This window comes from Pseudomonas sp. UME65 (assembly GCF_014170225.1).
In the GTDB taxonomy this organism is placed as follows: Bacteria; Pseudomonadota; Gammaproteobacteria; order Pseudomonadales; family Pseudomonadaceae; genus Aquipseudomonas; species Aquipseudomonas protegens.
In genome coordinates, this window is the sequence record NZ_LZZQ01000013.1 from 708,807 (window position 1) to 722,974 (window position 14,168).

A 14,168-nucleotide genomic window follows, 5' to 3' on the forward strand; every position below is an offset into this window, starting at 1 on the left:
GCCATCTTCAGCGAAAAAGCCGCTTACGAGCGGCTTTTTTGTGGGCGTAATTTGCCCTGTGTACTGGTCAATGCAGCAAACTCCCGGCAAGCTCGGTCCAACCTCAATTCATGGACGGTCCCCGGAGGGTCAGATGCTGCAATCCTGTTCTATCGAGCATGCGGTGGATGAAGTGCTCGCGCGTTTGCCGCAACACATTCACATGGGCATGCCCCTGGGGCTGGGTAAACCCAATCGTTTCGCCAATGCCCTGTACCGGCGCATCGCCGGGATGCCGGAACGCCAGCTGACCATCTACACCGCTTTGAGCCTGGGCCGGCCGGCCCTGGGCGACGGTTTGCAGAAGCGCTTTCTCGAACCCTTCGTCGAACGGGTATTCGGTGACTACCCGGAGCTGGATTTTCTCGCTGACCTGCATCGCGACAGCCTGCCGGCGAACATTCGCGTCGAGCAGTTCTTCATGCAGCCCGGCAGCCTCCTGCACAGTGCCCCGGCGCAGCAGGACTACGTCAGCAGCAACTACAGCCATGCCGCCCGGGACATCAACGCAGCCGGTCTGAACCTGGTGGCGCAACTGCTGGCCAGGGACCCGCAAGACGCGGGACGCCTGAGCCTGAGCTGCAACCCGGACATCACCCTCGACATGTTGCCGATGATTGCCAAGCGCCGGGCGCAGGGGGAAACCATCCTGATCCTCGGCCAGGTCCACAGCGACCTGCCCTATATGCCGGGGGACTCGGAAATCGATGCCGCGGACCTCGACCTGCTGATCGACGAGGAGGAGCGCAGTACGTTGTTCTCCACGCCGAACATGCCCGTGGGTATCCAGGACCATTGCATAGGCCTGCACGCCAGCACCTTGGTGCGCGACGGCGGCACCCTGCAGATCGGCATTGGCTCCATGGGCGATGCGCTGACCGCGGCCTTGCTCGCACGGCAGGCGGACAACGAGGGCTACCGCGCACTGCTGGCAGACCTGCAGGTGGATTACTGGCAGCCGCTGATCGATCGCGAAGGGGGTGTCGAGCCCTTTGCCCAAGGGCTCTACGGCTGCAGCGAAATGTTCGTCAACGGCCTGCTGGCCCTGGCCGACGCGGGCATCGTGCGGCGCAAGGTGTACCCGACCGTGGCGCTGCAAGAGCAAGCCAATGCCGGCACCCTGGATCCGGATTCGGCTGTCGGCGGGGTCTCGATCCATGGCGGTTTCTTCCTTGGCCCGCGCAGCTTCTATCAGCGCCTGCGGGAGCTGCCCAAGAGCAGGCTGGCGCAGTTCAACATGACCGCCATCAGCTACATCAACGAGCTGTATGGCCATGAGGAGCTCAAGCGTCTGCAACGCCGAGATGCGCGCTTTATCAACAGCGCCTTCACCATGACCCTGATGGGTGCGGCGGTGTCCGACCAGTTGCAGGGCGGGCGCGTGCTGAGCGGGGTGGGCGGGCAATACAACTTCGTCGCCCAGGGCCATGCCCTGGCGGATGCCCGCTCGGTGCTAATCCTGCGCAGCTGGCGCGAGTCGGCGGGGGAAGTGAGCTCCAACATTGTCTGGGAATACGGCCACTGCACCATCCCCCGTCACCTGCGGGACATCGTGATCACCGAGTACGGCATCGCCGATCTGCGGGGCAAGACGGACGCCAAGGTGATCGAGGCGTTGCTCAATATCAGCGATTCACGCTTCCAGGCCGGATTGATCGAGCAGGCACAGAAAGCCGGCAAGCTGGCGAAGGACTTTCGTCTGGAGCCGCGTTTTGCCGACAACAGCCCACAGCGTTTGCAGAACATTCAGGCGCGTCATCGCCACCTGTTCCCGGAGTATCCGCTGGGCAGTGATTTCAGCGCCCAGGAGCGCGATCTGCTGCGGGCGCTGAACTGGCTCAAGAGCAAGTTCAAGCTCAGCGAGATCCTCGAGCTGGGCAAGGCGGCACTCGACGCACCGGAGCCCGCGGCGTTTGCCGAGCACTTGGAACGCATGGGGCTGGAGAAACCCGAAGGCCTGCGTGAAGACCTGTACCAGCGGTTCCTGCTGGCGGGTCTGCAGGCCACGGCCCCCAACTTGTCGTAGGAGACGGCTTGCCGGCGAATGGGCCTTGAAGTCTTGCGCTGCTCTCAAGGGCGTCTTCGCTGGCAAGCCAGTTCCTACACAAGTCTGTTGCTCTGGCGGGCGGGGTTACTCGATGAAGGTGACCACGCCGCCGGCCAGGGATTTGACCCGGGCCAGGGATTCCACGCGGTAGCCCTGGGAGTCCAGTTCGGCACGGCCGCCCTGGAACGACTTCTCGATGACGATGCCCAGGCCGGCCACGGTGGCGCCGGCCTGCTTGATGATCGAGATCAGTGCCTGGGACGCCTTACCGTTGGCCAGGAAGTCGTCGATGATCAGCACGCGGTCGCTGCTGGTCAGGTGCCGCGGGGAAATGGCGACGGTGCTTTCCACCTGCTTGGTGAAGGAGTACACGGTGGCCGACAGCAGGTTCTCGGTCAGGGTCAGGGACTGGTGCTTGCGGGCGAAGATCACCGGCACGCCCAGGTTCAGACCGGTCATGATCGCCGGGGCTATCCCTGAGGCTTCGATGGTGACGATCTTGGTGATGCCCGAATCCTTGAACAGCGTGGCGAATTCGTCGCCGATCAACTTCATCAACTGCGGGTCGATCTGATGGTTCAGAAAGGCGTCGACCTTCAGTACTTGATCGGAAAGCACGATGCCTTCTTCGCGAATTTTCTTGTGCAGTGCTTCCACGGAGCTTCCTCTACTGGCCACGTATGGGCCAAAGGTCTGTTAAAAAATAGTCGATTTTAACGCTTTAACATCGCGCGTATATCCGCCAAGGCGCTATTGCCGCGAACGGCCTTCACTTCGGTCGGGGTGTCGTCGTTGCCTTCCCAGGCCAGATCGTCCGGGGGCAGCTCATCGAGGAAGCGGCTCGGCGCGCAGTCGATGATTTCACCGTACTGCTTGCGCTTGGCCGCAAAGGTAAAGGCCAGGGTCTGACGCGCGCGGGTAATGCCCACATAGGCCAGGCGCCGTTCTTCCTCGATGGTATCGGCTTCGATACTGGAGCGGTGCGGGAGGATTTCCTCTTCCATGCCCATGATGAACACGTAGGGAAATTCCAGACCCTTGGAGGCATGCAAGGTCATCATCTGCACGCCCTCGGCGCCGTCTTCCTCCTCCTGCTGACGTTCCAGCATGTCGCGCAGGACCAGCTTGCCGATGGCGTCTTCGACGGTCATCTCGCCGTCTTCGTCTTTTTCCAGGGTGTTCTTCAAGGCCTCGATCAGGAACCAGACGTTGCCCATCCGGTAGTCCGCCGCCTTGTCGCTGGAGCTGTTGGTGCGCAGCCAGTTCTCGTAGTCGATGTCCATGACCATGCTGCGCAGGGCGGAAATCGGGTCTTCGCCGGCGCACTGTTCGCGGACCCGGTCCATGAAGCGCTTGAAGCGCGCCAGGCGGTCGGTGAAACGGCTGTCCAGATGTTCGCCCAGGCCGATCTCGTCGGTGGCGGCGTACATCGAGATCTTGCGTTCGGTGGCGTAGTTGCCGAGTTTTTCCAGGGTCGTGGAGCCGATTTCCCGGCGCGGCACGTTGATCACCCGGAGGAAGGCGTTGTCGTCATCCGGGTTCACGATCAGGCGGAAGTAGGCCATCAGATCCTTTACTTCCTGGCGTCCGAAGAAGCTGTTACCGCCGGACAGGCGATAGGGCACCTGGTGGTGCTGCAGCTTCAGTTCGATCAGCTTGGCCTGGTAGTTACCCCGGTAAAGAATGGCGAAGTCGCTGTAGGGGCGGTCGGTGCGCAGGTGCAGGCTGAGGATTTCCATGGCCACCCGTTCGGCCTCGGCATCTTCGTTGCGGCAGCGGATCACGCGGATCTCGTCGCCGTGGCCCATCTCGCTCCACAGCTGCTTTTCGAATTCGTGGGGGTTGTTGGAGATCAGCACGTTGGCGCAGCGCAGGATACGGCTGGTGGAGCGGTAGTTCTGCTCCAGCATCACCACTTTCAGGGACGGGTAGTCGTCCTTGAGCAGCATCAGGTTTTCCGGGCGTGCGCCGCGCCAGGCGTAGATCGACTGGTCATCGTCGCCCACCACGGTGAACTGGTTGCGCTTGCCGATCAGCATCTTCACCAGCAGGTACTGGCTGGCGTTGGTGTCCTGGTATTCGTCCACCAGCAGGTAGCGCACCTTGTTCTGCCATTTCTCCAGGATGTCGGCGTGCTCTTCGAACAGCTTCACCGGCAGCAGGATCAGGTCGTCGAAGTCCACTGCGTTGAACGCCTTGAGCGTGCGCTGGTAGTGGGTGTAGACGATGGCGGCGGTCTGTTCCTTGGGGTTGCGGGCGTTTTCCAGGGCCTCGGCGGGCAGGATCAGGTCATTCTTCCACGAGCCGATCATGTTCTTGATCTCGTCGACGCCGTCGTCCCCGGAATACTCCTTCTGCATGATGTCGGTCATCAGGGCCTTGACGTCAGTCTCGTCAAAGATCGAGAAGCCCGGCTTGTAGCCCAGCCGCACATGCTCCTTGCGGATGATGTTCAGGCCCAGGTTGTGGAAGGTCGAGACCGTCAGGCCACGGCCTTCGCCGCTGCGCAGCAGGGTGCCGACCCGCTCCTTCATTTCCCGCGCGGCCTTGTTGGTAAAGGTCATGGCGACAATGTACTGGGCGCGGATGCCGCAATTCTGGATCAGGTGCGCGATCTTGCGGGTGATCACGCTGGTCTTGCCGGAGCCTGCGCCGGCGAGCACCAAAAGAGGGCCGCCGACATAGTTCACGGCTTCTTGCTGCCGGGGATTGAGTCGGGACATGACGGTAAAAAGGGATCGGTTACGAAAAGGGCGGGCATTTTAACAGGCTGGACGGATTCTGCTGCCTCTGTCCGACTTGTGACGCACAACGCGATCTAAATTTGCCGGTTTTGATACTTTCCCTCAGGATGCGCGCTGAATATGCGTCTAATGTTCGAGTTAGAGCGGTACAAGAAATTGCGTATGATAATCAATATCAATTGTTATTGTTTATTTGCGCGCCATAATGCCCGCCGCCAACTTAATTTGCAGAGTCTAGGGAGCTAGCTTGTCTAAGCCTGTCGAACCCTTGCGTTTGCTGCTACTGGCTGAAGAGCCGGTGTGGACAGCGTTGTTGCGCGAGTGTGTCGCTCCGTTGGGAGACTCGGTGGTATTGATCAGTGCTCCCAGCTGGGAGTCTGTCAGCCGTTTGTTTGAAGACGACCGCAACGCGGTCCTGTTGACCCTTCCTCATTTGCAGCCCGGCCCCGGGCGTTGCAGCCTGCCCACCGTGTTGCTGCTGGACCAGGAACCGCCCGTAGCCCCTGTAGGCGTCAGCGACTGGCTGGTGAGTTCCTGCCTGAGTACCGATGCCCTGCGCCGTTGCCTGCGCCATGTACGTGAGCGCGGCCTGCTGGAAAACACCCTGCAGCGCCTGGCAGAGCAGGACCCCCTGACCGGCATCGCCAACCGCCAGGGGTTCCAGACCTTGCTGGCCGCGCGCCTGGCGGAAAACGAAGGCCGTGGCCTGGCCCTGGGCCATCTCGACCTGGACAATTTCCGCCACGCCAACGACGCCCTGGGCCACCAGGCCGGCGACCGGCTGATCCTGCAGGTGGTCTCGCGCCTGAAAAGCCAGCTTGAGGCCGGCGATCAACTGGCCCGCCTGGGCAGTGATGAGTTTGCCTTGCTCATCGACACCCGCCGCGCTCCACAGCGGGCCGAGTGGATGGCCGAGCGCATCACCGAAGCCATGGCCGAGCCCTATTGGGTCGATGGCGAAAGCCTGCTGATCGGCTGCAGCCTGGGGATTGCCCATGCCCGGGCCAATGCCGGCGCCGACCCGCTGATGTGGCATGCACACATCGCCATGCAACAGGCCAAGAGCACCCAGGGCTGCACCTTTCATATCTTCAACGAGCGGATCAATCGCAACGCTCGCAGCCTGGCCGACCTGGAAAGCGAACTGCGCCGGGCCCTGCGCCGCGACGAACTGGAGCTGCACTACCAGCCCCGGCTGAACCTGCATGACGGCAAGATCGTGGGCCTCGAAGCCCTGGTGCGCTGGCGCCATGGCGAGCGCGGCCTGTTGCCGCCCAGCGAGTTCGTGCCCCTGGCCGAGCAGAGCGGGCTGATCGTGCCCCTGGGCTACTGGGTGATTTCCCGAGCCCTGCGGGACATGCAGGCCCTGCGCGAACGCGGCCTGCCGCCGTTGCACATGGCAGTGAACCTGTCGTTCCGCCAGTTCCAGGACAGCCAACTGCTCTCGACCCTGAGCCGCCTGATTGCCGAACGCGGAGTCGAGGCCCAGTGGCTGGAATTCGAATTGACCGAGACCGCAGTGATGCGCCGCAGTGACCTGGTGAAGCAGACCATGGATGCCCTGGGGCGCCTGGGAGTGCGTTTCTCCCTGGACGATTTCGGTACCGGCTTCTCTTCCTTCGTCCACCTCAACAGCCTGCCCATTACCCTGCTCAAGGTGGACAAGAGCTTTGTCGGCGGCATGGAGCAGCGCGAAGAGAACCGCAAGCTGGTCCACGCCATGATCAACCTGGCCCATAACCTGAACCTGAATGTGGTGGCCGAAGGCGTGGAGACGGCGGAACAGCTGGCCTTGCTGCGGGGCTTTGGTTGCGACCAGGCCCAGGGCTATCTGATCAGCAAGCCGCTGCCCCTGGCGGAACTGATGGACTATCTGACCTTCGGCAGCAGCCAGCAGGCGCTGCAGGAAGGGACGGTTTAAACCGGCGTCGGTTCGGGCTCAATCCGCCTGGCCGGCCTGGAGAGTCATGGCCGGCACGGGCGGCTCACGCCGGATCATGCGGCGCATCCGCCACTCGAATGCCAGGGTCAGGCTGATGGCCGCACACGCCAGCCCCAGGGCCAGGCCCCACCAGACACCGGTCGGCCCCCAGCCCAGGGTGAAGGCCATCAGCCAGGCCGAAGGTGCGCCAATCAGCCAGTAGCAGCCCAGGCCCACCAGGAAGGTGGTCTTGGCATCCTTGAGGCCACGGATCGCGCCCATGGCAATGGTCTGGGTGCCGTCGAACAGCTCGAACCAGGCGGCCACCGCCAGCAGGCTCACGGCCAGCCGGATCACCTCGGCGAAGGCCGGGTCGTTGTGGTCGAGGAACAGCCCGATCAGTTGGTTGGGCAGCAGCCAGAAGATCATGGCGAACCCCAGCATCGCCACCGCGCCAAAGGCGATGCCCACGCGCCCGGCCAATCGTGCATCGAGCAATTGCCCGGCGCCGTAATGCTGGCCGATGCGCATGGTGATGGCGTAGGAAATCCCCGCCGGCACCATGAACGCCACCGAGACGATCTGCAGGGCGATCTGGTGCGCTGCCAGTTGCGTGCTGCCCATGGTGCCCATGCACAGGGCGGCGAAGGCAAACAGCCCGACTTCCACCGCGTAGGTGCCGCCGATGGGCAGGCCCAGGCGCCACAGTTCCCGCAGGTAATGGGTGTTCAGCCGGGACAGGCCCTGGCGCAGCGGGTAGGCGGCGTAGGCCGGGTGGCGCTTGATGTGCCAGGCCAGGGCCACGGCCATGCAGTTGGCGACGATGGCGGTCACCAGGCCAATGCCCACCAGGCCGAGTTTCGGCAGGCCGAACATGCCGGTGATCAGCGCGTAGTTGAGGAGGAAGTTGGCCACGGTGCCGCCCAGGCTGATGACCATCACCGGCGTGGCCCGGCCGATGGCGCTGGTGAAGCCGCGCAGGGCCATGAAACTCAGGTAGCCGGGCAGGGCGAACGGCAGGATCAGCAGGAACTGGCCGGCGGCGTGGACGTTGCTTTCGGTCTGGCCGAACAGCAACAGCAGCGGCTTGAGGTTCCACAGCAGCAGGCCGGCCACCAGGGCCATCAGCCAGGCCAGCCAGAGCCCGGCCTGGGTCAGGCGCGCGGCGCCCTCGATGTCGCCAGCGCCCTGGCGGATCGCTACCAGCGTGCCCACCGCGGCAATCACGCCGATGCAGAAGATTGATACGAAGGAGTAGCTGGCCGCACCCAGGCCGCCGCCGGCCAGGGCCTCGGGGCTCAGGCGGGCCATCATCAGGGTGTCGGTGAGGACCATCAGCATGTGCGCCAGCTGCGAGGCGATCAGCGGCCCCGCCAGCCGCAGGATGGCCCAGAGTTCGGTACGTGCTGGATGCTGCATGGTCATCAGGCTCGATCAGGGGAAAGTCCGGGAGAGCGCTGATTCTCGGCGCTCTTGGCCCATAGCACAAAGGGATAAAAACGATTGCTGGCATGATTAAAACTCATGCGAAGCACTTTCTGGTAGCGTGGCCCTGTCACGTTCTGGAGTGCCTGCATGTCCCGTCGTCTTCCTCCGCTGTATGCCCTGCGCGCCTTCGAGGCAGCGGCCCGGCACAGCTCGTTCACCCGGGCAGCCGAAGAGCTGTCGATCACCCAGAGCGCGGTCAGCCGGCATATCCGGACCCTGGAGGATCACTTCGCTTGCCGGCTGTTCCAGCGCAGCGGGCGCAACTTGCAACTGACCGAGGCGGCGCGCTTGCTGCTGCCGGGGATACGCGAGGGCTTCGGTGCCCTGGAACGGGCCTGCAATACCCTGCGTGCCGAAGATGACATCTTGCGCATGAAGGCGCCCTCGACCCTGACCATGCGCTGGCTGTTGGCGCGGCTCAGCCGCTTCCGCCATTTGCAGCCGGGCAATGAGGTGCAGCTCACCAGTGCCTGGATGGACGTGGACTCGGTGGACTTCAACCAGGAGCCCTTCGACTGCGCGGTGCTGCTGAGCAATGGCCACTTCCCCCCGGACTGGGAGGCCAGCTACCTGTTTCCCGAACTGCTGATTCCGGTGGGCGCGCCGAACCTGCTCAATGATCAGCCCTGGGACGCGGCGCGGCTGGCCGCCACCGAGCTGTTGCACCCGACCCCGGACCGCCGCGACTGGCGCAGTTGGCTGGAGCACATGGGCCTGAACGACCAGGTGTCCCTCAAGGGCGGGCAGGTGTTCGACACCCTGGAGCTGGGGATGATTGCCGCCGCGCGGGGTTACGGCGTGTCCATGGGGGACTTGCTGATGGTGGCCGAGGATGTGGCCCAGGGTCGCTTGAGCCTGCCCTGGCCGACAGCGGTGGCCAGTGGCCTGAACTACTATCTGGTGTGGCCCAGGACCCGGCCCGGAGGCGAGCGTTTGCGGCGCCTCAGCGACTTCCTTCAGGGCGAGGTCCAGGCCATGCAACTGCCCGCCGTAGAGCGCCTGGGCTGAAACGTTGCAGTACCCGGCTGGTGGGGCGTGCAAATATCCCTGCAAAGCGCTCAAGTATTGGCTCGTGCCGCCGAATCCATGGGTTATGGAACCAGCGTTCAGGAAGGTCCTAACTGATTAAAAATCTTAGAATTATGACTGCCGAGGGTGCTGACCGATCAGGATGATCCGCCTTCTCGGCAAGGAGCCATCATGTCCCAACCCCGTGCCCGCATAGCCTCTCAGCTAGGGCTCGCCCTTGCCTTGATACTCGCCCTGGTGATCAGCGGCAGCACCCTGTTCGCCTTGCGTTCGCTGGACTCGGCGAACCTCGACACCCGAGAGGAACACCTGGCCAGTGAAGCCCGTCTGCTGGCCGATCAGCTCAACACGTTCCACGGCAGCCTGCGCGAGAGCACCCAGCGCCTCAGCGGCCTGTTCGAAAACCGCTTCAGCAGCGGCCTGAGCCTGCATCCGGAACAACCGGTGAGCGTGGCCGGGGTGCAGACCCCGGGATTGCACCTGGGGGATGTGGTGCTGAACAACAACTTCGCCGAAGTCGACCAGTTCAAGCAGATGACCGCCGGTGTGGCGACCTTGTTCGTGCGCAGTGGCGATGACTTCGTGCGGGTCAGTACCTCCCTGAGCAAGCAGGATGGCAGCCGTGCCATCGGCACCTTGCTCGACCATGCCCACCCGGCCTATCAGAAACTCATGGCGGGCCAGGGCTATGTGGGCCGGGCCTTGCTCTTCGAACGCTTCTACATGACCCAGTACACCCCGGTGCTGGACCGCAGCGGCAAGGTCATCGCGGTGCTGTTTGTCGGCTTCGATTACACCGATGCGCAAAATGCCCAGTTCGCCAACCTCAAGCGCTTCCGCATCGGCCAGAGCGGCTCCCTGGCCCTGCTCGACGAGCAGAACAAGTGGCTGGTGCCACCGGCCGGCGTGCAGGCGCCGGAGCAGGCGGCGCAGGTCATGGCGCAAGCGGCCAAGGAGCCGGGCAAGGGGCGTTTCTGGAGTGATCAGAGCGAAGACTTCTACAGCCTGGCAGTGCCGTTCGAGGGGGGTCCCTGGTCGGTGGTGGCGAGCATGCCCAAGGCAGAGATCCGCGCGGTGACCTGGAGCGTTGGTATTCGGCTGGTGATCGGCAGCCTGCTGGCCATGCTGCTGGCGGTGGGCGCTACGGTCTGGCTGCTGCGCAGCAAGCTGGCACCGCTGAGCGACCTGGTGCGCCAGGCCCAGGCCCTGGGCGGCGGTGACCTGAGCGCACGGCTGAACGTTGCCAGCCATGACGAAATCGGCCAGTTGGCCCGCAGCTTCAACCAGATGGGCGAAGCCCTGTCGACCATGGTCGAGCACATCCGCCGCTCTGCCGCCGAGGTCAACGGCCGGGCCCAGGTGCTGTCCGGCTTGTCCAGCGGTGCATATGAAGGCATGGAGCAGCAGTCCGGCGAGATCACCAGCATGGCCGGGGCGGTGGAGGAGTTCAGCGCCACCTCGCTGAACATCGCCGACAACATGGGCAGTACCCAGCGCCTGGCCCAGGAAAACGCCCAGCAGACCCATATTGGCCGCACCTCCATGCAAGAGGCCTCGTCTTCCCTGGAACAGATCGCCGGAGCCCTCAACAGCACGGCCACGGTGATCAACACCCTGGGCCAGCGCTCCCAGGAGATCGGCGGAATTGTCGGAGTGATCACCGCGATTGCCGACCAGACCAACCTGCTGGCCCTGAATGCCGCTATCGAGGCCGCCCGGGCCGGTGAGCAGGGCCGCGGTTTTGCCGTGGTGGCGGATGAGGTACGCAACCTGGCCTCGCGTACCCGTGAAGCCACGGATGAAATTTCCCAGATGATCAACAGCATCCAGCAGGAAACCGGCCACGCCATCCAGACCATGGAGCAGGGCAACCGCCTGATGCAGGAAGGCCTGTCGCGCAACGCCGACGTGGCCTCGGCCCTGGCCCTGATCGACGAGCAGAGCCGCAGCGCCGGCGAGCAGTTTGCCGCCATCACCACCGCGACCCAGGAGCAGAGCAGCACCGCCACGGTACTCAGCAGCAATCTGCAGAGCATTGCCCAGGCCAACAGCGAGCAGCGTGAAGTGGTGTCCAACCTGGCGGTCACTGCCCGTGAGCTGGAAACCCTGGCCGCGGACCTGCGCCAGGAAGTCGATCGCTTCCGCTGACGGCTGCCGCCTCGCCCCTCAATCCGGGTTGGGGGGCGAAAGTTGCAATGAGGCCTGATTCGACTAAAACAGATGAGCAGTGGTTTGCCCCAAGGACCTCCCTTTCAGCAGGAGCTGGCATGACTCATCTTTCCCGTTTCGTCCCCCGCGCCCTGGCGCTGTCGGCACTCTTGCTCAGCCCGGCGGCGTTCAGCCAGGAAAGCCCGGCGTTCATCGCCCCGGCTACCTGGAATACCCCGTTCAACGGCATCGCCCAGGTGGCCTGTCACAACTGCTACGAGAAGCAATACGCAAGCACCTTCAGCAGCGTGCTCGACAGTGTGCGCACCCTGGAACTGGACTTCTGGGACCAGCGCGATGCGGTGACCGGCGGCTCGCCCCGGCACTGGTTCGTGCGGCACAACCCCGGCACCCTGTTCCAGTCCGGCAACGACAACAATTGCACGGGCGATGGCACCGGCAAGAACGATCTCGAAGCCTGCCTCAACGACGTCAAGAACTGGAGCGACAACCACCCCGGGCACTTTCCCATCACGGTGATCCTCGACAAGAAGCAGGGCTGGTCGAAGGAAAGTTCGGGGCGCACGCCCAAGGATTTCGATGAGCTGGTGACCCGGGTCTTCCAGGGCAAGCTCTATACCCCCCAGGACCTGGCCACGCACATCGGCAGCAGCGCGGGCGCCTTGCAGGGCAACCTCAAGGGCAAGTCCTGGCCCACCGCCAGCCAGCTTCAGGGCAAGGTCCTGCTGGTGCTCAACCACTCGGAAAACCAGAAGCTCTCGCAGTACGCCGAGGTCCGGACTTCCAGCGCCAAGGTGTTCATCTCGCCGGTGACCAATGGCCAGAACGATGTCAGTGGCAAGGTCAGTGGCATGTCCGGCCAGTCGTCCGGCTACGTGGCCATGAACAACATGTCCAAGGGCGACAAGAAGTGGGCGGCCCAGGCCTTTGCCTACAGCCATGTGGGCCGGGTCTGGGGCGATGACGGGGTGTCGTTCGCCCAGCACATCAGCGAGAAGGTCAACCTCTCGGCCTACTACAAGTTCGCCGAGCAGAACGCCGGCGGCTATCGCATCCGGCCGTTCTGAGCTTCACCGGGGTTCGGTCGGTTCACCGAGCCCCGGGTCCACGCGCTTGCCGATGTCCCGCAGGCGCGCCAGCTGATCGACCATGGTCGGTGCTTCATCGACGCTGCTGACAAAGGTCCACAGGTAGGTCATCACCGCATACACATGGCCGGCCTTGATCTCGGGCGACAGCGCCAACTGGCTGATGGCAATGACGAACAGCACCGCTGCCACAGCGCCAAGGAACAGATAGGCCGCGGCTTCCCGATCCGAGAGCCCGATGCGCAGCCGCGACAGCAGGCGATAGTGACGCTGCAGCGAGACCGCGCCGACCCTGGCCACCAGGCCGATTTCCTTTTCCAGCCGGTTATTCAGGCGTTCGTGCAGTTGCTGGTTGCGCCGGGCAAAACGTGGCAGCAGGGTCATGCACAGCAACAGCGCCGTGAGGCAGGCGAGGCCGATCCAGGGTTCGATCACCAGCAGCATCACTGCCGCCCCGACGATCGACACCAGGGCCGTGGCGATGGTCGGCACGTGCTTTTCGAAGAAGTCGACGAACTCCCGGGCCAGCACCACCCGCGCCGCGGCGGTGGAGGTGTCCTGCTGTTGCAGGCGCTGGTTGAGAATCACCGGCACTGCCAGGTCCGCGTAGATGCGGGTGAAGGTACGGGTGTCCACCGCGCGCCGCGCCGCGCCCACTACCCAGAAGCCCAGCACCACCAGGGCATAGATCAGCGCATGGGCAGCGTCGCCCCGCAGGATCGAATCCACGGCGAAGCCGGCGAACAGCGGGTAGGCCAGCAGCAGGGCGTTTTCCAGGGCCACCAGGGACAAGGTGACGAACAGCTTGCCCGGATAGGCCCGGGCAATGGCCTTGAGGGTCTGGCTGGCGGTCTGCTGGCCGATTTTCTGGGTTGGATCCACGGCGATGAGTGGGGTGACGGCGGACATGAGTGCACCACAAGAGTGATAACGGTTAATATTGAGCGACTGCTCAATTATCTTTGAGCGAACGCTCAAAATGCAAGCGCCGTCCATCCTGGCGCCAAGAGGCCTGATTGCACATGTCGCGTAACGACCGTAAAGACCGGATCATCCAGGCGGCCCTGGAATTATTCCGCAGCAAGGGTTTCGCCGAGGTTTCCACCCGTGACCTGGCCGAGCATGCGGGGCTGTCTCGCAGCCACGTCTATCACTACTTCAGTGACTGGAAGGGGCTGCGCCGCGAAGCCTTCGTGCGGTTTGCCGATGACCAGCTGGAGGCGGTGGGCCAGCCCCTGCGCGGTGCCGCGCCCATGGACGCCTTGCTGGGGTTTCTCCGTGACTGCCTGCCCGATTCCGCCGAAGCCGGCTGGGCGCTGTGGCTCGATGCTTGGGACGAAGCCATGCATGACGCCGAGCTGGCGCAGGCCTACCTGAGGATCAACGGCCAGTGGCGGGACATGCTGGCGGCGATCATTGCCGATGGGGTCCGCACGGGGGTGTTCCGCTGCGCCAGCCCCGAGCGCGCGGCAAGGCAACTGTTCGCCCAGACCATGGGTTACGCCGATGACCTGTTGCTACGGGCCTCCCCCGAAGCTGCCCAGGCGGCGTTGCAGGAAGTCATGGAAGTGGCTGGCCTGCTGCTGGGATTCAAGGGCTGACAGGAAACGGCCAGTGGAGTGGAGTTTGTCCGGCTAATTGGG

The 14,168-nt window shown here is 63.7% G+C and carries 10 protein-coding genes and 1 pseudogene; 7 read left to right on the top strand and 4 right to left on the bottom strand.

The genetic code is table 11. From position 1 onward, the window contains the following. Nucleotides 1–133 precede the first annotated feature (133 nt). A complete protein-coding gene (locus A9971_RS18095; protein WP_015637461.1) occupies nt 134–2,065 on the top strand; it encodes an acetyl-CoA hydrolase/transferase C-terminal domain-containing protein in 1,932 nt (643 codons plus the stop codon). A gap of 105 nt (nt 2,066–2,170) precedes the next feature. Here the strand turns inward: A9971_RS18095 and A9971_RS18100 are convergent, their stop codons facing one another. Then, on the bottom strand, nt 2,171–2,743 hold the full coding sequence (locus A9971_RS18100; RefSeq protein ID WP_011064203.1) for a xanthine phosphoribosyltransferase: 573 nt from the start codon (nt 2,741–2,743) through the stop codon (nt 2,171–2,173). Nucleotides 2,744–2,799: 56 nt separating this feature from the next. Then, the gene (gene rep, locus A9971_RS18105) at nt 2,800–4,809 is read right to left on the bottom strand and encodes a DNA helicase Rep (RefSeq protein WP_011064202.1); all 2,010 of its coding nucleotides are present in this window, start codon (nt 4,807–4,809) and stop codon (nt 2,800–2,802) included. A gap of 268 nt (nt 4,810–5,077) precedes the next feature. Here rep and A9971_RS18110 point away from each other — a divergent pair, with 268 nt between their 5' ends. Beyond that, a complete protein-coding gene (locus tag A9971_RS18110) occupies nt 5,078–6,751 on the top strand; it encodes a bifunctional diguanylate cyclase/phosphodiesterase (protein WP_011064201.1) in 1,674 nt (557 codons plus the stop codon). A gap of 18 nt (nt 6,752–6,769) precedes the next feature. On the opposite strand, the gene A9971_RS18115 is transcribed toward A9971_RS18110, so the two are convergent. Continuing rightward, nucleotides 6,770–8,176: a NorM family multidrug efflux MATE transporter gene (locus tag A9971_RS18115; protein WP_011064200.1), complete on the bottom strand. Its 1,407-nt coding sequence runs from the start codon at nt 8,174–8,176 to the stop codon at nt 6,770–6,772. 150 nt (nt 8,177–8,326) lie between these two features. Between A9971_RS18115 and A9971_RS18120 the strand changes: the two genes are divergently transcribed. The 4 genes and pseudogenes from A9971_RS18120 to A9971_RS18130 all read left to right on the top strand — a co-directional run bounded on the left by A9971_RS18120 (nt 8,327) and on the right by A9971_RS18130 (nt 12,504). Further along, nucleotides 8,327–9,247, top strand: coding sequence for a LysR substrate-binding domain-containing protein (locus tag A9971_RS18120; RefSeq protein ID WP_183001228.1), 921 nt, complete (start codon nt 8,327–8,329; stop codon nt 9,245–9,247). 192 nt (nt 9,248–9,439) lie between these two features. Further along, a pseudogene (locus tag A9971_RS33230) lies at nt 9,440–10,561 on the top strand (Cache 3/Cache 2 fusion domain-containing protein); the annotation flags it as partial. 132 nt (nt 10,562–10,693) lie between these two features. Beyond that, complete coding sequence (locus A9971_RS33235; RefSeq protein WP_375379721.1) at nt 10,694–11,416, top strand: methyl-accepting chemotaxis protein; 723 nt, start codon at nt 10,694–10,696, stop codon at nt 11,414–11,416. 119 nt (nt 11,417–11,535) lie between these two features. After that, nucleotides 11,536–12,504, top strand: a complete 969-nt coding sequence (locus tag A9971_RS18130; RefSeq protein ID WP_183001226.1) for a Ca2+-dependent phosphoinositide-specific phospholipase C — start codon at nt 11,536–11,538, stop codon at nt 12,502–12,504. 3 nt (nt 12,505–12,507) lie between these two features. Here A9971_RS18130 and A9971_RS18135 read toward each other — a convergent pair whose 3' ends face one another. Then, nucleotides 12,508–13,434 (bottom strand): ABC transporter six-transmembrane domain-containing protein, encoded by a 927-nt coding sequence (locus A9971_RS18135; RefSeq protein WP_169892424.1) that lies wholly within the window; start codon nt 13,432–13,434, stop codon nt 12,508–12,510. A gap of 113 nt (nt 13,435–13,547) precedes the next feature. On the opposite strand from A9971_RS18135, the gene A9971_RS18140 reads away from it, so the two are divergent. Further along, complete coding sequence (locus A9971_RS18140; RefSeq protein ID WP_183001225.1) at nt 13,548–14,126, top strand: TetR/AcrR family transcriptional regulator; 579 nt, start codon at nt 13,548–13,550, stop codon at nt 14,124–14,126. The last annotated feature ends 42 nt before the right edge of the window (nt 14,127–14,168 follow it).

Excerpts from the sequence above, each read along its gene's own strand:
- A9971_RS18095 (WP_015637461.1), top strand. The coding sequence starts at position 134 with ATGCTGCAATCCTGTTCTATCGAGCATGCGGTGGATGAAGTGCTCGCG.
- rep (WP_011064202.1), bottom strand. The coding sequence starts at position 4,809 with ATGTCCCGACTCAATCCCCGGCAGCAAGAAGCCGTGAACTATGTCGGC.
- A9971_RS18115 (WP_011064200.1), bottom strand. The coding sequence starts at position 8,176 with ATGACCATGCAGCATCCAGCACGTACCGAACTCTGGGCCATCCTGCGG.
- A9971_RS18120 (WP_183001228.1), top strand. The coding sequence starts at position 8,327 with ATGTCCCGTCGTCTTCCTCCGCTGTATGCCCTGCGCGCCTTCGAGGCA.
- A9971_RS33235 (WP_375379721.1), top strand. The coding sequence starts at position 10,694 with ATGGCCGGGGCGGTGGAGGAGTTCAGCGCCACCTCGCTGAACATCGCC.
- A9971_RS18130 (WP_183001226.1), top strand. The coding sequence starts at position 11,536 with ATGACTCATCTTTCCCGTTTCGTCCCCCGCGCCCTGGCGCTGTCGGCA.
- A9971_RS18135 (WP_169892424.1), bottom strand. The coding sequence starts at position 13,434 with ATGTCCGCCGTCACCCCACTCATCGCCGTGGATCCAACCCAGAAAATC.
- A9971_RS18140 (WP_183001225.1), top strand. The coding sequence starts at position 13,548 with ATGTCGCGTAACGACCGTAAAGACCGGATCATCCAGGCGGCCCTGGAA.